Here is a 22538-nt window from a genome sequence, read left to right on the forward strand (position 1 = left end):
TGGAATCTAGCCGAAGATGTAGGGGACCGGCAAGCCGGTCACAACCTTCAGGCGCTCTCGGACGGTGCCGTTTCCGCGACGGGAGCGGCCAGCGTGACGCTGCCGCCGGCCTTTTCGACCGCCTCGATCGCGCCTTTGGACGCGCCGGTGACAGTGATGTTGGCCTTTGCCGTCAGCTCGCCCTTGGCAAGGAGACGGACGCCATCGCGCTTGCGGCGCAGAAGGCCGCTTTCGATCAGGCTGTCTTCGGTGATGTCGCCTTTGAGCTTGCCCGCATCGATAAACTTTTGGATGAGGCCGAGGTTTACAACGGCATATTGCTTGCGGTTGGGCTTGTTGAAGCCGCGCTTGGGCAGGCGCTGGTAGAGCGGCATCTGGCCGCCCTCGTAGCCATTGATGGCCACACCCGAGCGGGATTTCTGACCCTTGATGCCGCGTCCTGCGGTCTTGCCAATTCCGGAGCCGGGACCACGGCCCACGCGCTTGCGCTTTTTCGTGGCGCCGGGATTGTCGTGCAGTTCGTTCAGTTTAACCATGTCGCTTCCTTTCGAGCCGGAACCGCCCCCGAAGCGAGATGGGCGGACACGGCGTTTCTTGATTGATTACGTCGGTCTGATCCGACCGGTGGCGTATAGACGGGAGGCGTGGTGGGATCAAGAGGCAGTTGAGTTGGCCTGTAGACACTTCAGCCAACCCAACTGCTAAACGAGTAGGCCCCAGAAAGGCATCTGATGGACCTCACTGTGTATAGCGCGCGCATCTTGGTCAGGAACCGGCGGTGCGTCCGATAGATCAAGATCAAGGCCGGTATCTTCCACGAGGTTACGGCACAGGCTGGAGCTATAGATAGTGGTATCAAGACCATGACAGGATAGGACCGGCGACAACGATCGGGCAGAAAGCGGCAGTACAGCGCGGTGGCTATGCAAAGGATACAAGGGAGCACCGTCTTCGATCTTCTCGGCAGCCATAGTCATTGCCGAGGATAAGTCAGCCGGACGAGGGCCCCACTCTTTCAGCCAGGATCCAGTCTCGACGTGAGACAGGATGCGGCTCCGGATACTTTGACGAGCAATCGCAATCTGCCCGTCATCACTCCAATCGTAAAAGATCGGGACATCTGGGCGTTGAACGATGACGTTATCATCATTGTAGCCAAAGGACATGAAGCCTCTGTCGGTTTTTCCGCAAATTCTGAGGAAAGTCTTCAGTTCAAATGGAAGGGCTCTACCCTCGCGAGCCTCGATTCTCTCAATCTCTTCTTCTGAGAAACCGTTCAACCAATGAGTACCGCGCCGGTGGCTAAGCCCACCAACTTCCTGAGCCCGAAAGCTAGCAAGGTCGCGCTCTCTCAGGTTTGCCCACGCTTTCTCGGACGCTATGCGAAACCAGCGCATAAAATTTGATATCGCCGTCTGATCCTCGGTCATTATGTTCCAATTCTCGAATTCCCAAGCCTCTGCTCGATCGTACAGGGCAGCACTGGCGTGGAACGACACAAGGCCTGCGATTAAATGGCTGAGTATACAGAGAAAAAGCACCCCGATCCTTTCGGGTCGAGGTGCTTCGAGAATCGAAGTGCCGGATCAAGTCCGGGACGGCGTCGCTTTGGGGTGCTTACCCGCGCTCTTCGACGATCTCGACGAGGTGGGGGATGCTTTCGACCATGCCGCGGACGGACGGGGTGTCCTCTAGCTCGCGGGTTTTGTGCATTTTGTTCAGGCCGAGGCCGATCAGCGTGGCCCGCTGCTTTTGCGGGCGGCGGATCGGGGAGCCGATCTGTTTGACGACGATGGTTTTTGCCATGATCGGATCTCCTTATGCGTCGGGGGTTGCTTCAGCGACGGGGGCGTTGTGAGCCACGTCGGATTGCTGGTCGACCACATCGCGCTTGGGCAGGATGTCAGCGACCTTCTTGCCGCGGCGCTGCGCCACCGAGCGGGGGCTCTGCTCTTTTTGCAGGCCGTTCAGCGTTGCCCGGATCATGTTGTAGGGGTTCTGCGAGCCGGTCGATTTGGAGACGACGTCCTTGAGGCCAAGCATCTCGAACACGGCACGCATTGGACCACCGGCGATGATGCCGGTTCCCTCTGGCGCAGTCCGCATGACAACCTTACCGGCGCCGTGGCGGCCGGTCATGTCGTGGTGCAGCGTCCGGCCTTCGCGGAGCGGCACGCGGATCATGTTGCGCTTGGCCGCTTCGGTTCCCTTGCGGATCGCCTCGGGGACCTCTTTGGCCTTGCCCTTGCCGAAGCCGACACGGCCTTTCTGGTCGCCCACGACGACGAGCGCCGCAAAGCCGAAGCGCTTGCCGCCCTTGACTGTCTTGGAGACGCGGTTGATGGCCACAAGGCGATCGGCGAATTCCGGGTTCTCGTCGCGGTCGCGGCGTCCCCGGCGGTTGTCATCTCTGGCCATGTGGCCTCCTTCATGCATCGCGCCTGTGGGCGCTTCGTGTTTGTCCAATCCTGGTCGACCCTGGGCCGCCGGATCATCGAGAGGGCGAAGCTCGCCGCCCTCTTCAGACCGCGCCCTGATCGGGGCGCGGGGTCAGTCTTAGATCTTCAGGCCGTTCTCGCGGGCGGCGTCGGCAAGAGCCTTGACCTTCCCGTGAAAGAGGAAGCCGCCCCGGTCAAAATAGGCTTCTTCCACGCCGGCTTTCTTGGCGCGTTCGGCAATCGCGGCGCCGACCTTGGCGGCGGCCTCGACATTGTTCTTGCCGACGATGCCCAGATCCTTCTCGAGCGAGGAGGCCGAGGCGAGCGTCACGCCGCTCACGTCATCGATCAGCTGAACGCTGATGTTCTTGTTGCTGCGGTGAACGCTCAGGCGCGGGCGCCCTGCATTGACCTTGCGCAGCTTGTTCCGGACGCGCAGGCGGCGCTTGAGGAACAGATCTCTCTTGCTGTTTGCCATTTTCCTGGGTCCTTACTTCTTCTTGCCTTCCTTGCGGAAGATATATTCGTCGAGATACTTAATGCCTTTGCCCTTGTAGGGCTCGGGCTTGCGCCATGCGCGAATGTTCGCGGCGACCTGACCGACGAGTTGCTCGTCCGTCCCCTCGACGATGATCTGCGTCTGCTTGGGGGCGGTGACGGTGACGCCTTGCGGGACGTCGAAGTTGACCTCGTGGCTGAGACCGAGCGACAGCTTGAGCGTATTGCCCTGCATCTGTGCCCGGTAACCGACGCCGTTGATCTCGAGCTCTTTCTTAAAGCCGTCAGTCACGCCGGTAACGAGGTTGGCGACCATCGTGCGGGACATACCCCACTGCTGGCGCGCGCGCTTGGACTTGCCGCGCGGGGTAACCGTCACGGCATTGTCTTCGACCGCGAGGGTCACATCATCGGTGGCGGTGAAGCTGCGGGTGCCCTTGGGTCCCTTCACTTCTACCGTCTGACCGGAGATGTTCGCCTCGACCCCGGAGGGCAGGTCGACTGGTCTTTTACCAATACGAGACATGTGCCTCTCCCTAGAAGATCGTGCAAAGCACCTCGCCGCCGACATTGGCAGCGCGTGCATTCGCGTCCGACATCACGCCGCGGGGCGTGCTGACAATCGACACGCCGAGGCCCTGACGGACCTGCGGGATGTCCTTGACACCCATGTAGACGCGGCGGCCGGGCTTGGAGACCCGCTTGAGCTCGCGAATGACGGGGGTGCCTTCATAGTATTTGAGGCTGATCTCGAAAGCCGGGTGACCGTCGATGCCGGTCGTGGCCTCGTAGCCGCGGATGTAGCCTTCGTCGGCCAGCACATCGAGAACCCAGCCGCGCAGCTTGGACGCTGGCGTCAGGACCGTGGACTTGGCGCGCATTTGGCCGTTGCGGATGCGAGTCAGCATATCGCCGATGGGATCGTTCATCTGTCTACGCCTCCCTTACCAGCTGGACTTGACGAGACCGGGGATCTCGCCGTTGGAGCCAAGCTCGCGCAGGGCGATCCGGCTGATTTTCAATTTGCGATAGTACGCATGCGGGCGGCCAGTGAGCTGGCAGCGGTTGTGCAGGCGCACTGCGGACGAGTTGCGCGGCAGCTTGGAAAGCTTGAGGCGGGCTTTGAACCGCTCTTCCATGGGCTTGCTTTCGTCGTTGGCGATCTCTTTCAGAGCCGCCCGCTTTTCAGCGTACTTCGCGACGAGGCGTTCGCGCTTTTTTTCGCGCTCGATCATTGCTTTTTTAGCCATATCGAATGTCCTCAGCTGTTGAAGGGCATGTTGAAATGCTTCAACAGCGCTTTGGCTTCGGCGTCGTTGTCCGCCGTGGTGCAGATTACGATGTCCAGACCCCAGGCCTCATCGATCTTGTCGAAGTCGATCTCGGGGAAGACGATGTGCTCTTTCATGCCCATGGCGTAGTTGCCACGGCCATCGAACGACTTACCCGAAACGCCGCGGAAGTCGCGAACGCGGGGCAGCGCGATGGTGACCAGACGGTCGAGGAAGTCGTACATGCGGTCGCCGCGCAGCGTGACCTTGGCGCCGAGCGGCATGTCTTCACGGACGCGGAAGCCGGCGATCGACTTCTTGGCCTTGGTGATGACGGCCTTCTGACCGGCAATCGCGGTCAGATCGTCGGCAGCCGACTTGGCCTTCTTGCTGTCCTTGACGGCTTCGGCACCGGCCCCGATGTTCAGGACGATCTTGTCCAGACGCGGGATCTGCATGTCGTTCTTGTAGCCGAATTCCTCTTTCATCTTCGCGCGGATCTCATCCGCGAAGAGGGCCTTGAGGCGGGGGGTGTAGGTTGCTGTATCGAGCATCAGATCACATCTCCCGTGGTCTTGGCGAAGCGGACCTTCTTGCCGTCTTCGGTACGGAAGCCAACGCGGGTCGCTTTGCCGTTCGCATCCTGGATGGCCAGGTTGCTCAGATCGATCGGCATCGCCTTAGGCACGCGGCCGCCCTGGGACGCTTGGCTTTGCTTGGTGTGACGGATGGCGATGTTCACGCCATCGACGACGGCCTTGCCGGATTTGGGATCGACGGACTTAATCTCGCCCGTCTTGCCCTTGTCCTTGCCGGCCAGCACGACGACCTTGTCTCCTGTTTTCAGCTTGGCAGCCATTACAGCACCTCCGGCGCGAGCGAGATGATCTTCATGAAGTTCTTCGCGCGCAGCTCGCGAACCACCGGCCCGAAGATGCGGGTGCCGATCGGTTCGTTGTTGTTGTTGAGGATGACGGCGGCGTTGCGATCAAAGCGGATCGCGGTGCCGTCTTCGCGGCGGACTTCCTTGGCGGTGCGCACGACGACGGCCTTGCGGACGTCGCCTTTTTTCACACGGCCACGCGGAATAGCCTCTTTGACCGACACCACGATGATGTCGCCCACAGAGGCGTATTTGCGCTTGGATCCGCCGAGGACCTTGATGCACTGAACCCGGCGAGCACCGGAATTGTCAGCGACATCCAGATTGGTCTGCATCTGGATCATATTGGTTTCTCCCGACCTTTGGGGACATCTGCCCCAGGGTTTCGATCAAACCGGGTGTGACAGCCTTACTCGGCAATCACCTCCCAGCGTTTCGTTTTCGACTTGGGCGCGCATTCCTGAATGCGAACCATGTCACCGACGTTGAACGTGTTGTTCTCGTCATGGGCCCGGTACTTCTTGGATTTCCGGACGGTCTTTTGCAGGAGCGGGTGCTTGAACCGGCGTTCGACCGACACGGTGACGGTCTGGGCGTTCTGGTTCGAGGTCACGGTGCCCTGAAGGATACGTTTGGGCATGCTCTTACTCCTCAGAGGCAGCGGTCGCTGCCTTTTCGTTCAGGATCGTCTTCACACGAGCGGCGTCACGGCGGACAGAGCGCATGCGAGCGGTATTCTCCAGCTGGCCGGTAGCCTGCTGGAAGCGGAGGTTGAAGGCCTCCTTCTTGAGGGAAGCGAGTTCGTCGCGGAGTTGGTCCGGCGTCTTGTCGCGCAATTCTGTGGCGTTCATCGCCTGGTCCTTTCAACATCACGAGAGCGCCCCGATCGTCGGGTGACGCTGATTCCCGTGGAGTTCGTGAATGAAGGGGCCGTATAGAGGCAGGTATATACCTATGCAAGCGAAGAATCTGATCAAAACCAACAGTATGACGTTGAGTTCGCCATCTGCGAGTTTCTTACTTGAGGATCGGTGCACCCCGTGACTATGCTTTAGTTGCTAGACTAAGCTGGTCACGAGGTGCACCTCGCCGGAGCCAGCGGGCTCGGGAGCAACTAAATATAGTGTACTCCTGAGCCCACATTCTCATTCTTCATATCGCTGATTCTTGTTCCAACCATTTTTTGTTTTATCCACAATTATTTTTCTTCTACAATTCTAAGTCCCTGTTTCAATTAGGCTCTAGAAGATCCAAGACGAAGTAATGGTGCAATCCTGTAAGTTATGGTGCGGCTACTCATAGCCTAAAATCACCTGATTAGGGCAAGTTCCGGCGTTGAAAAGTTAGTCACTGATAGGCTCTTGCCGTTCGCGCCTCAAAAGGTCCACTGGACCTTCTGCCGGGCCATGCGGCCAGGATCGGTGCTCACCCCCACCGATAGTTAAAGCTTACGCTCACCCGATCCTCTTCGCTCATGTTCATGGGCACTTCGTGGCGGAGCCAGCTTTCCCAGAGGAGGACGTCTCCGACCTGCGGTTTCACATAGACGAAGGTTCGCTGGTCTTCGGATGCGTCGGAGCGGCGGGGCGGGGCGGCCATCATCATCGGGTGGCGGGGATCCTCGAAGCGGATGGCGCTGGTTCCCTTGGGCATAGCGACGTAGGTCGTCCCGCTGATCACCGAGTGGGGATGCAGGTGGGAGGTGTGGATACCGCCCTCTGGCAGGATGTTGATCCAGATATCCTCAAGCTCGAGTGCCTTGCCGCCGAGGTCGAACTGCAGCTCTTCGGCGAAGGCAGCGACGTGCCGGTCGAGCACCTCGATCAGATCGGCAAAGATCGGGAAGCGCCAGCCCAGGTCCGTGAGCGAAGCGTAGCTGGTATAGCCGGGGAAGTCATTCTCCTCGCACCAAGCCTGACCGGCTTCGTCATCCTCCGCGATAGTGAGGCAAGAGGTCTCGAGCTCGGCCGGATCGATGGGATCGCCCTGTTCGGAGAGGGCGGCGCGGTAGAGGCGGGTGACGAAGAGGGATCTAATAGGCATGAGATTGGAATAGCGGAGGGATTTAAGAGTGGCGAGGGGGAAGGCAGGATGAAACCCGCCCTGCAGATCTAAAAAACCCCCGCCGGTTGGGCGGGGGTTTTGTCATATTGTAACCGGGTGACGCTTTCGGTGATTGCGAGCAATCCCCTGTCGCGCACGCGGCGTAACATTCGTTTCGCCGGTTACCAGTCTTCGCGAACGACGGTGCGCGTCTTGACCGGCAGTTTCATCGCGGCGAGGCGGAGCGCTTCGCGGGCGACGGTGTCGTTGACGCCGTCGATCTCGAACATGATGCGGCCCGGCTTGACCTTGGCGGCCCAGAAATCGACGGAGCCCTTGCCTTTACCCATCCGAACCTCGACGGGCTTGGACGTAACGGGCAGGTCCGGGAAGATCCGGATCCAGACACGGCCCTGACGCTTCATGTGGCGCGTCATGGCACGGCGGGCCGCCTCGATCTGACGGGCGGTGATGCGCTCGGGCTCGGTGGCCTTGAGGCCATAGGTCCCGAAAGCAAGGTCGAAGCCGCCTTTGGCCTCCCCCTTGATCCGGCCCTTATGGGCCTTGCGGAATTTGGTGCGTTTTGGCTGAAGCATGACTTAGTTCCTCCGGCCACCGGCGCCGCGAGGGGCCGGGCCATCCTGAAGCTCCTGCTGCTTGCGGTCGCGCGCTGCGGGGTCGTGCTCCATGATCTCGCCTTTGAAGATCCAGACCTTGATCCCGATGATCCCATAAGGGGTCTTCGCCTCGACGCCAGCGTAATCGATATCGGCGCGGAGCGTGTGCAGCGGCACCCGGCCCTCGCGATACCATTCGGTGCGCGCGATCTCAGCGCCGCCGAGACGGCCCGCAAGGTTCACGCGGATGCCGAGGGCGCCCATGCGCATGGCATTCTGGACCGACCGCTTCATGGCGCGGCGGAACGAAACACGACGCTCAAGCTGCTGAGCGATGCTTTCGCCGACCAGCTGGGCGTCAAGCTCTGGCTTGCGGACCTCAACGATGTTGAGATGCAGCTCGCTGTCGGTCATCGTGGCTAGCTTCTTGCGGAGCGTTTCGATATCCGCGCCTTTCTTGCCGATGATGACGCCCGGGCGGGCCGAGTGGATCGTGACGCGGCACTTGCGGTGCGGACGCTCGATGATCACCCGGCTGATGCCGGCTTGCTTGCACTCTTCGCGAATGAAGTTACGGATCCTGATATCCTCGAGGAGGAGATCACCGTAATCCTTGGTGTCGGCATACCAGCGGCTGTCCCAGGTGCGGTTGACCTGGAGCCGCATGCCGATCGGATTGACCTTGTTACCCATTAGGCTTGCTCCTCGACCTGGCGGACCTTGATGGTGAGCTCGGAGAACGGTTTGATGATGCGACCGAAGCGGCCACGCGCACGGGGACGTCCGCGCTTCATCGTCAGGTTCTTGCCCACATAGGCCTCGGCGACGACAAGCTCGTCGACGTCCAGGTTATGGTTATTCTCGGCGTTGGCGATGGCGGACTGAAGACACTTCTTCACATCCTCTGCGATCCGCTTTTTCGAGAAGGTGAGGTCCGTAAGGGCCTTGTCCACCTTCTTGCCGCGGATCATCGCCGCCACGAGGTTCAGTTTCTGCGGGCTGGTGCGAAGCATGCGGGTCTTGGCCATCGCTTCGTTGTCAGCCACGCGGCGGGGGTTCTTTTCCTTGCTCATTTGCGCTTCGCCTTCTTGTCGGCGGCGTGACCGTAATAGGTCCGCGTGGGCGAATATTCCCCGAACTTCTGACCGATCATGTCTTCGGAGACGTTCACGGGAATATGCTTGTGCCCGTTATAGACGCCGAAGGTGAGGCCCACGAACTGGGGCAGGATGGTGGAGCGACGCGACCAGATCTTGATGACCTCGTTGCGCCCGCTCTCGCGGGAGGCTTCGGCCTTCTTGAGGACATAGGCGTCCACAAAAGGCCCTTTCCAGACGGAACGGCTCATGGTTTAGCGCCTTTTCTTCTTAGCGTGACGCGAGCGAAGGATCAGCTTCTGCGACGCCTTGTTCTTGTTGCGGGTGCGGGCACCCTTCGTGGGTTTACCCCAGGGGCTGACCGGGTGACGACCGCCAGAGGTCCGGCCTTCGCCGCCACCATGGGGGTGATCGACCGGGTTCATGACGACACCGCGCACGGAGGGGCGGATGCCCTTGTGACGGTTGCGTCCGGCCTTACCGAAGTTCTGGTTGCTGTTGTCCGGGTTTGAGACCGCACCGACCGTCGCCATGCATTCCTGCCGCACGAGGCGAAGTTCGCCCGAGCTAAGGCGGATCTGCGCATAGCCGCCATCACGGCCGACGAACTGGGCATAGGTGCCTGCAGCGCGCGCGATCTGGCCGCCTTTGCCCGGCTTCAGCTCGATGTTGTGGACGATCGTGCCGATCGGCATGCCCTGGAAAGGCATCGCATTGCCGGGCTTGATGTCCGCCTTCTGACCGCTGACGATCTTGTCGCCAATCGCCAGACGCTGAGGCGCGAGGACGTAGGCCTGTTCGCCGTCTTCGTACTGGATCAGTGCGATGAAGGCGGTTCGGTTGGGGTCGTATTCAATACGCGCGACGACCGCGGGTACGTCGAACTTGTTGCGCTTGAAATCGACCACGCGGTAGAGGCGCTTTGCCCCGCCGCCACGACGCCGCATCGTGATCCGTCCGGTATTGTTCCGTCCGCCATTCTTGGTCAGGCCTTCTGTAAGGCTCTTGACCGGGCGGCCTTTCCAAAGCTCCGAACGGTCGATCAGCACCAGCCCTCGCTGGCCCGGCGTCGTCGGTTTGTACGACTTGAGTGCCATTTAACTGTCTTTCCGTTGCTTTGCGGGTCTCGAGGAGACCCTGATGGATGAAGGGCCCCGAAGGTCCCCGGTTCGTAAATGTCTACGGCCCCGCGAGGTGCGAGGCCGTAAGATGCGCCTCCTTAGGAGAGGCCGGTGTTGACGTCAATCGTATTGCCCTCTTCGAGCGTGACGTAAGCCTTTTTGACATCCTTGCGGCGGCCAAGCTGACCGCGAAAGCGCTTTTGCTTGCCTTTGGTAATCGTCGTGTTCACCGCCTTAACCTTGACCCCGAAGAGACCTTCGACGGCCTCCTTGATCATGGGCTTGTTGGCGTCGATCGCGACTTCAAAGACAACGGCATTCGCCTCGGAGGCCATGGTGGCCTTCTCGGTGATGACCGGCTTGCGGATCACGTCATAGAGTTCTGCCTTGGTGGTCATTTCAGACGGGCCTCCAGGGCTTCGACACCGGCCTTGGTGAGGACCAGCGTGTCGGATTTCAGAATGTCGTAGACATTGGCGCCCATGGAGGAGAGCACGTCCACGCCGTCGAGGTTGCGCGCGGCCTGGGCGAAGTTCGCATCGACTTCGGGGCCGTCGATCACAAGGGCACGCTTCCAGCCAAGCGACTTGGCGTGCTTGGCCAGCTGCGCGGTCTTGGCATCGCTGAGCTTCGCCTCGTCAATGACGATCAGCTCGCCCGCCGATTGCTTGGCGCTGAGCGCGTGGCGCAGGCCCAGCTTGCGGAACTTCTTGGTCAGCTCGTGACCATGGCTGCGCGGGGTCGGACCCTTGTAGATACCACCCTTGCGGAAGATCGGCGCGTTGCGGCTACCGTGACGTGCGCCACCGGTGCCTTTCTGGCGATAGATCTTCTTGGTCGAGTAGCTCGTCTCGGAGCGGGTCTTGACCTTGTGCGTGCCTTGCTGCGAGTTGTTGCGCTGCCAGCGTACGACGCGGTGCAGGATATCGATGCGCGGCTCGAGGCCGAAGATCTCATCGGAGAGATCGACGGATCCGGCTTTGCCACCGTCCAGCTTGATTGCATCAGCTTTCATTTGTCGTCGCCTCCTTCCGGTGTGGCATCGGAGTTGTCGGTATCCGACTTCTCAGCGGCGATCTCAGCTTCGGCCTCTTGAAGCGCAGCCTCTTCCGCAGCGGCCTGTTCGGCCAGTGCGGCCTCTTCGGCGGCCTTGGCTTCGGCTTCGGCGGCCGCAGCAGCTTCGGCAGCCAGACGTTCGGCTTCCTCGGCAGCGGATTTCAGAGCCGCAGGATAGATCACGTTCTCAGGTGTCGGCTTTTTGACCGCATCCTTGACCGTGACCCAGCCGCCTTTGGAGCCCGGAACGGCACCTTTGACCATGATGAGACCACGATCGGCGTCGGTCTTGACCACCTGAAGGTTCTGCGTCGTGACCTTGGCCGCGCCCATGTGGCCGGCCATCTTCTTGCCTTTGAAGACCTTGCCGGGATCCTGACACTGACCGGTGGAACCGTGCGAGCGGTGGCTGATCGACACGCCGTGCGTTGCGCGCAGACCGCTGAAGTTGTGCCGTTTCATGGCACCCGCAAAGCCTTTACCGATCGACGTGCCGGAGACATCGACGAACTGACCTTCGAAATAGTGGTTCGCGGTGATTTCCTCGCCCACCTCGATGAGGTTCTCGGGAGCGACGCGAAACTCTGCGATCTTGCGCTTGGGCTCGACCTTGGCCGCCGCGAAGACACCGCGCATCGGCGCGGAAGTCCGCTTGGCCTTGGCGGTGCCGGCACCGAGTTGAACGGCCGAATAGCCATCCTTCTCGGCCGTGCGCTTGGCCACGACCTGAAGCTTGTCGAGTTGCAGGACGGTGACGGGGATTTGTTTGCCGTCTTCCTGGAAGATCCGGGTCATCCCGACCTTCTTGGCGATAATACCTGAGCGTAGCATGTTGATCGTGCCTCCCTCAGACCTTGATCTCGACATCCACACCAGCGGCGAGGTCGAGCTTCATCAGCGCGTCCACGGTCTGTGGGGTCGGATCGACGATATCGAGAAGACGCTTATGCGTGCGGATTTCGAACTGGTCACGGCTCTTTTTGTCGACGTGGGGACCACGCAGAACGGTGAAGCGTTCGATCTTGTTCGGCAGCGGAATGGGACCCCGGACAGAGGCGCCGGTCCGCTTGGCGGTGTTCACGATCTCCTGCGTGCTGGCATCCAGCACGCGGTAATCGAACGCCTTGAGGCGAATTCGGATGTTCTGGCTTTGAACGGCCATGTCTCTTGCCTTTCACGGCTTGTCTTAGGTTGAGAGGTGGGGGGCACGGGATTGTGCCGTCCACGTCGAACCTGGGTTCTTGTCGCTCCCCCGGGGTCTTTGGGGCGGGGGAGCGGCGTTTGGTAGGGGGCGCGGTGGGCGCCCGGATGTCTGGGTGCGCGATGGCCCGCTTTCGCGGGCGCGTCGCTTTACTCGATGATCTTGGACACCACGCCCGCACCCACGGTGCGGCCGCCTTCGCGGATGGCGAAGCGCAGGCCCTGCTCCATGGCGATCGGGGCGATTAGCTCGACCCCGAAGGAGACGTTGTCGCCCGGCATCACCATCTCGGTGCCCTCGGCCAGCTGAACCGTGCCCGTCACATCCGTCGTGCGGAAGTAGAACTGCGGACGGTAGTTGGCGAAGAACGGCGTGTGGCGGCCGCCCTCGTCCTTGGTCAGGATGTAGGCCTCGGCCTCGAACTTGGTGTGCGGGTTGACCGAACCGGGCTTGCAGAGCACCTGGCCCCGCTCAACGCCTTCGCGGTCGATGCCGCGCAGAAGCGCACCGATATTGTCGCCCGCCTCGCCGCGATCGAGCAGCTTGCGGAACATTTCGACGCCCGTGCAGGTCGTCTTCTTGGTGTCGCGGATACCCACGATCTCGATCTCGTCGCCGACATTGATCACGCCGCGCTCGACCCGGCCCGTGACAACCGTGCCGCGACCGGAGATCGAGAACACGTCCTCAACCGGCATCAGGAACGGCTGGTCGATCGCCCGCTCGGGCGTCGGGATGTAGTCGTCGACCGCTGTCATCAGCTCGCGGATCTTGGTCTCGCCGATCTCGGGATCGCGTCCCTCCATCGCCGCCAGAGCGGAGCCCGCGATGATCGGGATGTCGTCGCCGGGATATTCGTAGGAACTCAGCAGCTCGCGCACTTCCATCTCGACGAGCTCGAGCAGCTCTTCGTCATCGACCTGATCGACCTTGTTCATGAAGACGACCATCTTCGGGATACCGACCTGGCGGCCCAGCAAAATATGCTCGCGCGTCTGCGGCATCGGGCCGTCGGCGGCGTTCACCACAAGGATCGCGCCGTCCATCTGAGCGGCACCCGTGATCATGTTCTTGACGTAGTCGGCATGGCCCGGGCAGTCGACGTGAGCGTAGTGGCGGGCGTCGGTTTCGTATTCGACATGCGCCGTCGAGATCGTGATCCCGCGCGCCTTCTCCTCGGGCGCGCCGTCAATCTGATCATAGGCCTTGAAATCGCCGAAATACTTCGTGATCGCAGCCGTCAAAGTCGTCTTGCCGTGATCAACGTGACCAATCGTGCCGATGTTCACATGCGGCTTCGTGCGTTCAAACTTTTCCTTAGCCATGGGAGGCCTCCTTCTTATGTCGGACGGCGGGGGAGCCCCGCCTTACGGGTTGGTGGGCAGGGCGGGGCTCACCCCGCCAACCCGTCATGCGTATTTCGATTGGATCTCTTCCGAGATATTCTGCGGGACCGGCTCGTAGTGGTCGAACTGCATCGTGAACTGCGCGCGGCCCGAGGACATAGAGCGCAGGGTGTTGATGTAGCCGAACATATTGGCCAGCGGCACGAAAGCGTTGATCGCGATGGCATTGCCGCGGGTTTCCTGGCCCGTGACCTGACCGCGCCGCGAGGTGAGATCGCCGATGATACCACCGGTGTAATCCTCCGGCGTGATCACCTCTACCTTCATAATCGGCTCGAGCAGCTTGGCGCCTGCCTTCTTCATGCCTTCGCGCATACCCATGCGGGCGGCAATTTCGAAGGCGAGAACGCTTGAGTCCACGTCGTGGAACTTGCCGTCGATCAGCGCGACCTTGAAGTCGATGACCGGGAAGCCGGCCAGCGGACCGCTATCCATGACCGAGTTAATACCCTTCTCGACGCCGGGGATATATTCCTTCGGCACGGCACCGCCGACGATGCGGCTTTCGAAAGAGTAGCCCTCGCCCGGCTCGGTCGGCGCGATGATCATCTTGACCTCGGCGAACTGACCGGAACCACCCGACTGCTTCTTGTGAGTGTAGGTGATCTCGGCTTCGCGGGACACGGTCTCGCGATAGGCCACCTGAGGCGCGCCGATATTCGCTTCGACCTTGAATTCGCGCTTGAGGCGGTCGACGAGGATGTCGAGGTGAAGTTCGCCCATTCCCTTCATGATCGTCTGACCGGATTCGAGGTCGGTTTCGACGCGGAAGGACGGATCCTCTGCGGCAAGGCGCTGAAGACCGGCGGACATTTTTTCCTGGTCGGCCTTCGTCTTGGGCTCGACCGCGATCTCGATCACGGGATCGGGGAAGGTCATCGTTTCGAGCACGACCGGATCGTTCACGGCGCAGAGCGTGTCGCCCGTCGTCGTGTCCTTGAGACCGGCCAGCGCGATGATGTCACCGGCAAACGCCTCTTCGATCTCTTCGCGGTTGTTAGAGTGCATCATCATCATGCGGCCCACACGCTCTTTCTTCTCCTTGGTGGAGTTGAGCATCGTGTCGCCCTTGTTGAGCTTACCCGAATAGATCCGGGTGAAGGTCAGAGAGCCCACGAAGGGGTCGTTCATGATTTTGAAAGCCAGACCGGCGAAGGCCATGTCGTCGTCGGCACGGCGGGCGATATCGCGAGTTTCCGTCTCGTCGCCGGGCTTGAAGCCCATGTAGTCGACCACGTCGAGCGGGCTCGGCAGGAAATCGATGACGGCGTTGAGAAGGGGCTGAACGCCCTTGTTTTTGAACGCGGAGCCACACAGAACCGGCACAAAGGAGAGCGACAACGTACCCTTGCGGATCAGCTCGCGCAGCTTGGCCACGTCAGGCTCTTCGCCTTCGAGATAGGCCTCCATGGCGTCGTCATCCATCTCGACAGCCGTCTCGATGAGCTTGCCGCGCCATTCATCGGCGGTGTCCTTGAGGCTGTCGCGGATCGGACGCTTTTCCCAGGACGCACCGAGGTCTTCACCGGCCCAGACCCACTCTTCCATGGTGATCAGGTCGATGATGCCTTCCAGCTCGGTCTCTGCACCGATCGGGATCTGGACGGGAGCAGGGACCGCACCCGTGCGGTCTGCGACCATCTCGACGCAGTTGAAGAAGTCGGCGCCGATCTTGTCCATTTTGTTGACGAAGACGATACGCGGAACCTTGTAGCGGTCGGCCTGACGCCAAACGGTTTCGGTCTGCGGCTCGACACCGGCATTGGCGTCCAGCACGGCGACAGCACCGTCGAGAACGGCCAGCGAACGCTCAACTTCGATCGTGAAGTCCACGTGACCCGGCGTGTCGATGATGTTCATCCGGTGCTTGGGCGTGTCGGCATTTGTGCCGTCCTCGGTCCGCTCCCAGAAGGTCGTGGTAGCAGCAGACGTGATGGTAATGCCCCGCTCCTGCTCCTGCTCCATCCAGTCCATCGTGGCGGCGCCGTCATGGACTTCGCCGATATTGTGGGACTTTCCGGTGTAATACAGGATCCGCTCCGAGCAGGTCGTCTTACCTGCATCGATGTGGGCCATGATGCCGAAGTTGCGGTAGCGGTCGAGGGGATAGTCGCGTGCCATTGGGCTGCTCCTGGAGTCCTTAGTTTACCAGCGGTAGTGGCTGAACGCTTTGTTGGCGTCGGCCATCTTGTGGGTGTCTTCGCGCTTTTTCACGGCGGTGCCGCGACCTTGGACAGCGTCGATCAGCTCACCGGCCAGACGCTCTTCCATGGTGTTTTCGTTGCGCTTGCGGCTGGCTTCGATCAGCCAGCGGATCGCAAGAGCCTCGCGGCGCTCGGGGCGTACTTCGACGGGCACCTGATAGGTGGCACCACCGACGCGGCGCGAGCGAACTTCGACGGCCGGTTTGATGTTGTCCAGGCTCTCGTGAAAGACTTCGACGGGGCTTTTCTTGAGCTTGTCTTCAACGCGATCGAAGGCGTTGTAAACGATACGCTCTGCCGTCGACTTTTTACCGTCGATCATCAGGTTGTTCATGAATTTCGTCAGAACGCGGTCACCGAATTTGGCGTCGGGCAGGACTTCGCGTTTCTCTGCGGCGTGGCGGCGGGACATATCGGTTTCCTCTTACTTCGGACGCTTGGCGCCGTATTTCGAACGACGCTGCTTGCGGTCTTTGACACCTTGCGTGTCAAGAACGCCGCGCAGGATGTGATAGCGGACACCGGGAAGGTCTTTCACACGGCCGCCACGGATCAGGACCACCGAGTGCTCCTGCAGGTTGTGGCTCTCACCCGGGATATAGCTGATGACCTCGAAGCCGTTGGTCAGGCGAACCTTCGCAACCTTCCGCATGGCCGAGTTCGGCTTTTTCGGAGTGGTCGTGTAGACGCGTGTGCAGACGCCGCGCTTTTGCGGGCATTCCTGCAGGTGCATCGATTTCGAACGTTTGACTTTGGGCTGCCGCGGTTTGCGGATCAGCTGTTGGATCGTTGGCATCGGGCTTTTGTCCCCACTTTCTTGCGCATGTCATGCGGCGGCGCCGCTTTTAAGGATCCGCATCCGCGCGTCCGCGGGGCGGTGATGTTCGTCTAACGCGCTCTGTCACAACGAAAAACAACCGCTGGCGTCTCCGCTTTCGGAAACGACGCGGTGGGCTTTCAGAGGATCGGGGCATCGACCCGGATCATGACCACTTCAATTCTGATGTCGCGCGGCCAGAGGATGCCCCCGGCTGAGTGGGCGCTCTATACGGAGAGTCGCGGGGGGTGTCAACTCTTGCCGGTCGATGTCGGGACGGTTGGACGCGGGACGGCATAGCGCTCTCGGTGCAGCGTATAGAGCCCGCTTCCGACGACGATTGCTGCGCCAAGAAACGTCGTTGTGTCAGGCCATTCGCCGAAGAAAACCACCCCGAGGACAATCGCGACAAGAAGGCTGGTATACCGGAATGGCGCGACGAAGCTGAGCTCTCCCTGCCGCATGGCCAGAACGATAGTGAGATAGGCGCCGAGGATCAGGATTGAGGCGATGCCAATCAGGCCGCCAGAGGTCAGCGTAAGCGGGACCCAGGTTACGAAGAGGCTGCCGATCCCGGCGGCGACGGTCACCATTGCGGACGTCGCGAAGGTCACAGTCATCGAGGAGGTTCCAGGCGCGAGCTTGCGGGTCAGCACATCGCGGGTCGTGGCGAAGACAACGGCGAGCAGCGCAAAGCCCGCATGGAGCGAGAACCCGTCCGCATCGGGGCGCACGATCAGCAAAACACCGCAAAGTCCGACGAGGATGGCAGACAGGCGCCGCCAGCCTACGGGTTCCTTGAGAAAGAGCCATGCTGCGAAGGTCACGGTCAGAGGCAGTGCCTGGAGGATGGCACTGAGATTGGCGAGCGGCATGTTGAAGAGAGCTGCAAAGAAGAAAACCGCTGCACCAGCTTCAGCAAGCGCACGCAGGGCGACAAGGGTCCGCTCTTTCGAAGGTAGAATGAAGGCGCGTCGGTCGGTTGCCATCAAGTAAAGCGCGATCAACGCGGTCGTCAGGACGCCGCGCAGGAAGATGACCTGAAAGAGCGGCACTTCTCCGGCGAGCGCCTTCATGCAGGCGTCGTTTACCGTGAAAAGGCTCATAGCCGAGGCCATGAAGAGCGCGCCGCGCATGTTTGGAGAAAGCGCCATTCAGGCCGCCTAGTGCAGGATCGAGAAACCGCCGGCGGGTGGATCGGCGGGGTCGGTTTCGACCGTGTCGACCTTCGCGGCGGGCGGTCCGCGGCGCAAGGCGGTCAGGAAGTCCCCAACATCGGCTGGAGAGCCGCCAACGAGCGCCGAAACGGACCCATCGGGCTCGTTGCGGACCCAACCGGACAGATTTCGCGATCGGGCCTCATCGCGGGTAAATGCGCGGAAACCTACGCCTTGGACACGGCCTGTGACCCGTATGGTCAAAGAAGTTTGGGAGGGAGAGGTCATAGGACCTCGATAGCCTGCGATCGCGTCGGACCAAAGCTGAATATTGCAATTGTCTTCGACGAGGCCCGGAAACGAAAGAGGCCGCCTCGCGGCGGCCTCTTTTTTCAGTTAGTCCCGGCTCTCGGGGGTGTCGACGATCAGCGTATCGAGATCGCCGTCGCTCTCCATCACCTCGTCTGCGACCGGCTCGGGCGCGGCGAGGGCCGCGGCCTGTTCAGCCTCTTCGCGGCGGGCCTGGATGACGACATTGTCCCGCTCGGACGCGATCCGCGTCACGCGCTGGGTCGCGCCGCCTGTACCAGCCGGAATGAGACGTCCGACGATGACGTTCTCCTTGAGACCGACGAGCTTGTCGCGCTTGCCCTGAACGGACGCCTCGGTAAGAACGCGGGTCGTCTCCTGGAACGAGGCCGCCGAGATGAAGCTGCGGGTTTGCAGCGACGCCTTGGTGATGCCCAGAAGGATCGGTTCGCCCTGTGCGGGACGGGCGCCCTTGGCGATAGCCTTCTCATTGGCGGCATCGAACTCGGCCTTGTCGACATGTTCGCCTTTGAGCAGCGTGGTCTCCCCGCTGTCCTGGATCTCCCACTTCTGAAGCATCTGACGGACGATGACCTCGATGTGCTTGTCGTTGATCTTCACACCTTGCAGGCGATAGACGTCCTGCACTTCGTCGATCATGTAATCCGCGAGCGCCTCGACCCCCATGATAGCGAGGATGTCGTGCGGCGCGGGGTTGCCGTCCATGATGTAGTCGCCCTTCTGGATGAAGTCGCCTTCAGCCACGGGGATATGTTTGCCCTTGGGCACCATATACTCGACCTTCTCCATGGTCTCGTCTGCCGGTTCGATCGCAATGCGGCGCTTGTTCTTGTAGTCCTTGCCGAACCGCACATAGCCATCGATTTCCGCGATGATCGCGTGATCCTTGGGACGGCGCGCTTCGAAGAGTTCGGCCACACGCGGCAGACCGCCGGTGATGTCCTTCGTCTTCGCACCCTCGCGAGGAATACGCGCGACCACATCGCCCGCTTCGATCTTGTCGCCGTCCTCAACAGACAGAACCGCATCGACCGACATCGTGTAGGCGACGGGATTGCCGTCATCCTTGGCGACCGGCTCTCCATCCTCCCCGACGACAAGGATCTTCGGCGCCAACTCGTTGCCTTTGGGCGCCGAGCGCCAATCGGCCACGATCCGTTGCGTCATGCCGGTTGCATCGTCGGTATCTTCGCGAACGGCAATACCGTTGATGAGGTCGACATATTTAATCGTACCAGCCTTCTCGGCGATGATCGGGAGCGTGTAGGGATCCCATTCGAACATCTTGTCGCCACGCGCGATCTTGGCACCGTCCTTGACGAAGATTTTCGTGCCGTAGCCGATCTTGTGGCTGGCCCGCTCTTCGCCGTCGTCGCCCATGATCGCAAGGACCATGTTCCGGCCCATGACGATCTGCTCGCCCGCTGCGTTCTCGAGAATCTGGGCATTGCGGAACTCCACCTTGCCTTCCTGCGACGCCTCAAGGAACGACTGCTGGCCACCCTGGGCCACGCCGCCGATGTGGAAGGTCCGCATCGTCAACTGTGTGCCAGGCTCACCGATGGACTGGGCCGCGATGATACCGACAGCCTCGCCCTGGTTGACCATGGTGCCGCGAGCAAGGTCACGCCCGTAGCAGGTCGCGCAGACGCCATCCTCGGCCTCGCAAGTGAGAGGCGAGCGGATACGCATCTTGGTGACACCGGAATTCTCGATCAGGTCGGCCTTGCGCTCGTCGATGAGCTCGCCTTGCTTCACCAGAACCTCGTCCGACCCCGGCACCAGCACGTCATCGGCCGACACACGGCCCAGCACCCGCTCGGAGAGCGAAGCCACGACTTCACCGTCATTGACGGCAGCCTCGGCGGTGATCGCACGCTCGGTGCCGCAATCGACCTCGCGGATGATGCAGTCTTGTGCGACATCCACCAGACGGCGGGTCAGATAACCCGAGTTCGCCGTCTTCAAAGCGGTATCGGACAGACCCTTACGGGCCCCGTGGGTGGAGTTGAAGTACTCCAGAACGGTCAGACCTTCCTTGAAGTTCGAGATGATCGGCGTTTCGATGATTTCACCGTTCGGCTTGGCCATCAGGCCGCGCATGGCGCCCAGCTGTTTCATCTGGGTGACCGAGCCACGGGCCTTGGAGTGAGCCATCATGTAGACCGAGTTCGGCTCCTGCTCCTGACCGTTGTCGTCCTTCCGCTTGGCCGAAATGGTGTCCATCATAGCATCGGTGACCTTGTCGTTACATTTCGACCAGGCATCGACGACCTTGTTATACTTCTCGCCTTGGGTGATCAGGCCATCCATATATTGCTGCTCGAAGTCCTTCACCTGATCGCGGGTCTCGTCGACGAGAGTCCACTTGGTTTCGGGCACGACCATGTCGTCCTTGCCGAAGGAAATCCCGGCCCGGAAAGCTTCGCGGAAGCCCATCGTCATGATCTGGTCGCAGAAGATGACCGATTCCTTCTGGCCGCAATAGCGGTAGACGGTGTCGATGACCTGCTGCACCTCGCCTTTCTTGAGAAGACGGTTCACAAGATCGAACGGCGCCTTGGCGTTGAGCGGCAAAAGCGCGCCCAGACGGATCCGGCCCGGCGTGGTCTCGAAGCGTTTCATCACCTCGTTGCCTTCGTCGTCGATCTGCTTGAGCCGCGCGGTGATCTTGGAGTGCAGATGCACCTCGCCGGCGTCGAGCGCGTGTTCGACTTCCTCGACCGATCCGAAGACGAGCCCCTCACCCTTCATGCCTTCGCGGGCAATCGTGGTGTAGTAGAGACCCAGGATCATATCCTGCGACGGCACGATGATCGGCGCACCGTTGGCGGGAGACAGCACGTTGTTCGTCGACATCATCAACACGCGCGCTTCCAGTTGCGCCTCGAGTGAGAGCGGCACGTGAACGGCCATCTGGTCACCGTCGAAGTCAGCGTTGAAGGCCGAGCAGACCAGCGGGTGAAGCTGGATCGCCTTGCCTTCGATGAGAACCGGCTCGAACGCCTGAATGCCGAGACGGTGCAGCGTCGGGGCACGGTTCAGCATGACGGGATGCTCGCGGATCACCTCGTCGAGGATATCCCAGACCTCGGGACGCTCTTTCTCGACCAGCTTCTTGGCCTGCTTGACGGTAGAGCTGAGCCCCTTTGCCTCGAGCCGCGAATAGATGAACGGCTTGAAAAGCTCGAGCGCCATTTTCTTGGGCAGACCGCATTGATGCAGCTTCAGTTCTGGTCCCGTCACGATGACGGAGCGGCCCGAAAAGTCGACGCGCTTACCCAGAAGGTTCTGGCGGAAGCGGCCCTGCTTGCCCTTGAGCATGTCGGACAGCGATTTCAACGGACGCTTGTTGGCACCCGTGATCACCCGTCCGCGGCGGCCGTTGTCGAAGAGCGCGTCCACCGACTCCTGGAGCATCCGCTTTTCGTTGCGGACGATGATGTCCGGCGCGCGCAACTCGATGAGCCGCTTGAGACGGTTATTTCGGTTGATGACCCGGCGATAAAGATCGTTGAGATCCGACGTCGCGAAACGGCCGCCATCCAGCGGAACAAGAGGGCGCAGCTCCGGCGGGATGACCGGCACGACCGTCAGGATCATCCATTCCGGGCGGTTGCCGGATTCGATGAAGCTTTCAACGATCTTCAGACGCTTGATGATCTTCTTGGGCTTCAGTTCGCCGGTCGCCTCCTTTAGGTCCTCGCGAAGTGTTGCAGCCTCCTGCTCCAGATCGATGGCCTGCAGCATCTCGCGGATCGCCTCGGCACCGATATTGGCAGTAAAGGCATCCATACCGTAAGCATCCTGCGCGTCGAGGAACTCCTCTTCGGTCATGAGCTGACCATAGGTGAGATCCGTCAGACCCGGTTCGATCACGACGTAGTTCTCGAAATAGAGGATCCGCTCAAGATCGCGCAGTGTCATGTCCAGCATCAGGCCGATGCGGCTGGGGAGCGACTTGAGGAACCAGATATGGGCGACAGGCGCGGCCAGTTCGATATGGCCCATCCGCTCGCGCCGGACCTTCTGGAGCGTCACCTCAACACCGCATTTCTCGCAAACGACGCCGCGATATTTCATGCGCTTGTATTTACCGCAGAGGCATTCGTAGTCCTTGATCGGGCCAAAGATACGCGCGCAGAAAAGACCGTCACGTTCAGGCTTGAACGTGCGGTAGTTGATGGTCTCGGGCTTCTTGATCTCGCCAAAGGACCACGACAGGATCCGCTCGGGCGAGGCCAGGGACACCTTGATCTCGTCAAAGGTCTTCGCCGGCGTGAGCGGGTTGAACGGGTTGTTGGTCAGTTCCTGGTTCATTTTGATACCTCGAATATCGGGCGCTGAGAGGGGAGCGGCGGACAAATCCTTCTAGAAGGATTTGTCCTTAAGAATTTTC

The 22538-nt window shown here is 60.8% G+C and carries 30 protein-coding genes; all 30 read right to left on the minus strand.

What is annotated here, in order from left to right:
- Positions 1-47: 47 nt before the first annotated feature.
- Positions 48-536 (minus strand): 50S ribosomal protein L15, encoded by a 489-nt coding sequence (rplO, locus tag AAD018_RS14020; RefSeq protein WP_367315530.1) that lies wholly within the window; start codon positions 534-536, stop codon positions 48-50.
- A gap of 165 nt (positions 537-701) precedes the next feature.
- Positions 702-1430: a hypothetical protein gene (locus tag AAD018_RS14025; RefSeq protein WP_367315529.1), complete on the minus strand. Its 729-nt coding sequence runs from the start codon at positions 1428-1430 to the stop codon at positions 702-704.
- A 187-nt stretch (positions 1431-1617) separates the two neighbouring features.
- On the minus strand, positions 1618-1806 hold the full coding sequence (rpmD, locus tag AAD018_RS14030; protein ID WP_367315528.1) for a 50S ribosomal protein L30: 189 nt from the start codon (positions 1804-1806) through the stop codon (positions 1618-1620).
- A gap of 12 nt (positions 1807-1818) precedes the next feature.
- Positions 1819-2418: a 30S ribosomal protein S5 gene (rpsE, locus tag AAD018_RS14035; protein WP_367315527.1), complete on the minus strand. Its 600-nt coding sequence runs from the start codon at positions 2416-2418 to the stop codon at positions 1819-1821.
- Positions 2419-2556: 138 nt separating this feature from the next.
- Complete coding sequence (gene rplR, locus AAD018_RS14040; protein ID WP_367315526.1) at positions 2557-2916, minus strand: 50S ribosomal protein L18; 360 nt, start codon at positions 2914-2916, stop codon at positions 2557-2559.
- Between the two features lie 12 nt (positions 2917-2928).
- On the minus strand, positions 2929-3462 hold the full coding sequence (rplF, locus tag AAD018_RS14045; protein WP_367315525.1) for a 50S ribosomal protein L6: 534 nt from the start codon (positions 3460-3462) through the stop codon (positions 2929-2931).
- 10 nt (positions 3463-3472) lie between these two features.
- The gene (rpsH, locus tag AAD018_RS14050; protein ID WP_367315524.1) at positions 3473-3865 is read right to left on the minus strand and encodes a 30S ribosomal protein S8; all 393 of its coding nucleotides are present in this window, start codon (positions 3863-3865) and stop codon (positions 3473-3475) included.
- 15 nt (positions 3866-3880) lie between these two features.
- A complete protein-coding gene (rpsN, locus tag AAD018_RS14055; RefSeq protein WP_367315523.1) occupies positions 3881-4186 on the minus strand; it encodes a 30S ribosomal protein S14 in 306 nt (101 codons plus the stop codon).
- Between the two features lie 11 nt (positions 4187-4197).
- The gene (gene rplE, locus AAD018_RS14060; protein ID WP_367315522.1) at positions 4198-4761 is read right to left on the minus strand and encodes a 50S ribosomal protein L5; all 564 of its coding nucleotides are present in this window, start codon (positions 4759-4761) and stop codon (positions 4198-4200) included.
- Positions 4761-5066 (minus strand): 50S ribosomal protein L24, encoded by a 306-nt coding sequence (rplX, locus tag AAD018_RS14065; protein ID WP_367315521.1) that lies wholly within the window; start codon positions 5064-5066, stop codon positions 4761-4763. Before rplX ends, rplE begins: the two co-directional genes overlap by 1 nt.
- The gene (rplN, locus tag AAD018_RS14070; RefSeq protein ID WP_011567679.1) at positions 5066-5434 is read right to left on the minus strand and encodes a 50S ribosomal protein L14; all 369 of its coding nucleotides are present in this window, start codon (positions 5432-5434) and stop codon (positions 5066-5068) included. Before rplN ends, rplX begins: the two co-directional genes overlap by 1 nt.
- A 65-nt stretch (positions 5435-5499) precedes the next feature.
- On the minus strand, positions 5500-5730 hold the full coding sequence (rpsQ, locus tag AAD018_RS14075; protein WP_367315520.1) for a 30S ribosomal protein S17: 231 nt from the start codon (positions 5728-5730) through the stop codon (positions 5500-5502).
- Positions 5731-5734: 4 nt separating this feature from the next.
- Positions 5735-5941, minus strand: a complete 207-nt coding sequence (gene rpmC / locus AAD018_RS14080; RefSeq protein ID WP_367315519.1) for a 50S ribosomal protein L29 — start codon at positions 5939-5941, stop codon at positions 5735-5737.
- 574 nt (positions 5942-6515) lie between these two features.
- Positions 6516-7133 (minus strand): TIGR02466 family protein, encoded by a 618-nt coding sequence (locus AAD018_RS14085; RefSeq protein ID WP_367315518.1) that lies wholly within the window; start codon positions 7131-7133, stop codon positions 6516-6518.
- Between the two features lie 182 nt (positions 7134-7315).
- Positions 7316-7729: a 50S ribosomal protein L16 gene (rplP, locus tag AAD018_RS14090; RefSeq protein WP_367315517.1), complete on the minus strand. Its 414-nt coding sequence runs from the start codon at positions 7727-7729 to the stop codon at positions 7316-7318.
- A 3-nt stretch (positions 7730-7732) separates the two neighbouring features.
- Positions 7733-8443 (minus strand): 30S ribosomal protein S3, encoded by a 711-nt coding sequence (gene rpsC, locus AAD018_RS14095; RefSeq protein WP_367315516.1) that lies wholly within the window; start codon positions 8441-8443, stop codon positions 7733-7735.
- Positions 8443-8823: a 50S ribosomal protein L22 gene (rplV, locus tag AAD018_RS14100; RefSeq protein WP_367315515.1), complete on the minus strand. Its 381-nt coding sequence runs from the start codon at positions 8821-8823 to the stop codon at positions 8443-8445. Before rplV ends, rpsC begins: the two co-directional genes overlap by 1 nt.
- Positions 8820-9098, minus strand: coding sequence for a 30S ribosomal protein S19 (rpsS, locus tag AAD018_RS14105; protein ID WP_058260876.1), 279 nt, complete (start codon positions 9096-9098; stop codon positions 8820-8822). Before rpsS ends, rplV begins: the two co-directional genes overlap by 4 nt.
- A gap of 3 nt (positions 9099-9101) precedes the next feature.
- A complete protein-coding gene (gene rplB / locus AAD018_RS14110; RefSeq protein ID WP_367315514.1) occupies positions 9102-9944 on the minus strand; it encodes a 50S ribosomal protein L2 in 843 nt (280 codons plus the stop codon).
- A gap of 122 nt (positions 9945-10066) precedes the next feature.
- Positions 10067-10366, minus strand: coding sequence for a 50S ribosomal protein L23 (locus AAD018_RS14115; protein ID WP_367315513.1), 300 nt, complete (start codon positions 10364-10366; stop codon positions 10067-10069).
- A complete protein-coding gene (gene rplD / locus AAD018_RS14120; protein ID WP_367315512.1) occupies positions 10363-10983 on the minus strand; it encodes a 50S ribosomal protein L4 in 621 nt (206 codons plus the stop codon). Before rplD ends, AAD018_RS14115 begins: the two co-directional genes overlap by 4 nt.
- Complete coding sequence (gene rplC, locus AAD018_RS14125; protein ID WP_367315511.1) at positions 10980-11855, minus strand: 50S ribosomal protein L3; 876 nt, start codon at positions 11853-11855, stop codon at positions 10980-10982. The genes rplD and rplC overlap by 4 nt, the downstream gene beginning before the upstream one ends.
- 16 nt (positions 11856-11871) lie before the next feature.
- Positions 11872-12186 (minus strand): 30S ribosomal protein S10, encoded by a 315-nt coding sequence (gene rpsJ / locus AAD018_RS14130; protein WP_367315510.1) that lies wholly within the window; start codon positions 12184-12186, stop codon positions 11872-11874.
- Between the two features lie 188 nt (positions 12187-12374).
- Complete coding sequence (tuf, locus tag AAD018_RS14135; protein ID WP_367315508.1) at positions 12375-13550, minus strand: elongation factor Tu; 1176 nt, start codon at positions 13548-13550, stop codon at positions 12375-12377.
- Positions 13551-13634: 84 nt separating this feature from the next.
- Positions 13635-15752, minus strand: a complete 2118-nt coding sequence (gene fusA / locus AAD018_RS14140; protein WP_367316618.1) for an elongation factor G — start codon at positions 15750-15752, stop codon at positions 13635-13637.
- 24 nt (positions 15753-15776) lie between these two features.
- On the minus strand, positions 15777-16247 hold the full coding sequence (gene rpsG / locus AAD018_RS14145; RefSeq protein WP_367316619.1) for a 30S ribosomal protein S7: 471 nt from the start codon (positions 16245-16247) through the stop codon (positions 15777-15779).
- A 12-nt stretch (positions 16248-16259) separates the two neighbouring features.
- On the minus strand, positions 16260-16631 hold the full coding sequence (gene rpsL / locus AAD018_RS14150) for a 30S ribosomal protein S12 (protein WP_007118826.1): 372 nt from the start codon (positions 16629-16631) through the stop codon (positions 16260-16262).
- Positions 16632-16903: 272 nt separating this feature from the next.
- On the minus strand, positions 16904-17806 hold the full coding sequence (locus AAD018_RS14155) for a DMT family transporter (RefSeq protein WP_367316620.1): 903 nt from the start codon (positions 17804-17806) through the stop codon (positions 16904-16906).
- 9 nt (positions 17807-17815) lie between these two features.
- The gene (locus AAD018_RS14160) at positions 17816-18073 is read right to left on the minus strand and encodes an acylphosphatase (protein WP_412005284.1); all 258 of its coding nucleotides are present in this window, start codon (positions 18071-18073) and stop codon (positions 17816-17818) included.
- A gap of 132 nt (positions 18074-18205) precedes the next feature.
- Complete coding sequence (gene rpoC, locus AAD018_RS14165) at positions 18206-22459, minus strand: DNA-directed RNA polymerase subunit beta' (protein ID WP_367316622.1); 4254 nt, start codon at positions 22457-22459, stop codon at positions 18206-18208.
- Between the last annotated feature and the right edge of the window lie 79 nt (positions 22460-22538).

It is taken from the genome of Aestuariibius insulae, from assembly GCF_040783535.2.
GTDB classification, from domain to species: domain Bacteria; phylum Pseudomonadota; class Alphaproteobacteria; order Rhodobacterales; family Rhodobacteraceae; genus Aestuariibius; species Aestuariibius insulae.

Coding starts and splice junctions, on each gene's coding strand:
- rplO (WP_367315530.1), bottom strand. CDS start 536: ATGGTTAAACTGAACGAACTGCACGACAATCCCGGCGCCACGAAAAAG.
- AAD018_RS14025 (WP_367315529.1), bottom strand. CDS start 1,430: ATGACCGAGGATCAGACGGCGATATCAAATTTTATGCGCTGGTTTCGC.
- rpmD (WP_367315528.1), bottom strand. CDS start 1,806: ATGGCAAAAACCATCGTCGTCAAACAGATCGGCTCCCCGATCCGCCGC.
- rpsE (WP_367315527.1), bottom strand. CDS start 2,418: ATGGCCAGAGATGACAACCGCCGGGGACGCCGCGACCGCGACGAGAAC.
- rplR (WP_367315526.1), bottom strand. CDS start 2,916: ATGGCAAACAGCAAGAGAGATCTGTTCCTCAAGCGCCGCCTGCGCGTC.
- rplF (WP_367315525.1), bottom strand. CDS start 3,462: ATGTCTCGTATTGGTAAAAGACCAGTCGACCTGCCCTCCGGGGTCGAG.
- rpsH (WP_367315524.1), bottom strand. CDS start 3,865: ATGAACGATCCCATCGGCGATATGCTGACTCGCATCCGCAACGGCCAA.
- rpsN (WP_367315523.1), bottom strand. CDS start 4,186: ATGGCTAAAAAAGCAATGATCGAGCGCGAAAAAAAGCGCGAACGCCTC.
- rplE (WP_367315522.1), bottom strand. CDS start 4,761: ATGCTCGATACAGCAACCTACACCCCCCGCCTCAAGGCCCTCTTCGCG.
- rplX (WP_367315521.1), bottom strand. CDS start 5,066: ATGGCTGCCAAGCTGAAAACAGGAGACAAGGTCGTCGTGCTGGCCGGC.
- rplN (WP_011567679.1), bottom strand. CDS start 5,434: ATGATCCAGATGCAGACCAATCTGGATGTCGCTGACAATTCCGGTGCT.
- rpsQ (WP_367315520.1), bottom strand. CDS start 5,730: ATGCCCAAACGTATCCTTCAGGGCACCGTGACCTCGAACCAGAACGCC.
- rpmC (WP_367315519.1), bottom strand. CDS start 5,941: ATGAACGCCACAGAATTGCGCGACAAGACGCCGGACCAACTCCGCGAC.
- AAD018_RS14085 (WP_367315518.1), bottom strand. CDS start 7,133: ATGCCTATTAGATCCCTCTTCGTCACCCGCCTCTACCGCGCCGCCCTC.
- rplP (WP_367315517.1), bottom strand. CDS start 7,729: ATGCTTCAGCCAAAACGCACCAAATTCCGCAAGGCCCATAAGGGCCGG.
- rpsC (WP_367315516.1), bottom strand. CDS start 8,443: ATGGGTAACAAGGTCAATCCGATCGGCATGCGGCTCCAGGTCAACCGC.
- rplV (WP_367315515.1), bottom strand. CDS start 8,823: ATGAGCAAGGAAAAGAACCCCCGCCGCGTGGCTGACAACGAAGCGATG.
- rpsS (WP_058260876.1), bottom strand. CDS start 9,098: ATGAGCCGTTCCGTCTGGAAAGGGCCTTTTGTGGACGCCTATGTCCTC.
- rplB (WP_367315514.1), bottom strand. CDS start 9,944: ATGGCACTCAAGTCGTACAAACCGACGACGCCGGGCCAGCGAGGGCTG.
- AAD018_RS14115 (WP_367315513.1), bottom strand. CDS start 10,366: ATGACCACCAAGGCAGAACTCTATGACGTGATCCGCAAGCCGGTCATC.
- rplD (WP_367315512.1), bottom strand. CDS start 10,983: ATGAAAGCTGATGCAATCAAGCTGGACGGTGGCAAAGCCGGATCCGTC.
- rplC (WP_367315511.1), bottom strand. CDS start 11,855: ATGCTACGCTCAGGTATTATCGCCAAGAAGGTCGGGATGACCCGGATC.
- rpsJ (WP_367315510.1), bottom strand. CDS start 12,186: ATGGCCGTTCAAAGCCAGAACATCCGAATTCGCCTCAAGGCGTTCGAT.
- tuf (WP_367315508.1), bottom strand. CDS start 13,550: ATGGCTAAGGAAAAGTTTGAACGCACGAAGCCGCATGTGAACATCGGC.
- fusA (WP_367316618.1), bottom strand. CDS start 15,752: ATGGCACGCGACTATCCCCTCGACCGCTACCGCAACTTCGGCATCATG.
- rpsG (WP_367316619.1), bottom strand. CDS start 16,247: ATGTCCCGCCGCCACGCCGCAGAGAAACGCGAAGTCCTGCCCGACGCC.
- rpsL (WP_007118826.1), bottom strand. CDS start 16,631: ATGCCAACGATCCAACAGCTGATCCGCAAACCGCGGCAGCCCAAAGTC.
- AAD018_RS14155 (WP_367316620.1), bottom strand. CDS start 17,806: ATGGCGCTTTCTCCAAACATGCGCGGCGCGCTCTTCATGGCCTCGGCT.
- rpoC (WP_367316622.1), bottom strand. CDS start 22,459: ATGAACCAGGAACTGACCAACAACCCGTTCAACCCGCTCACGCCGGCG.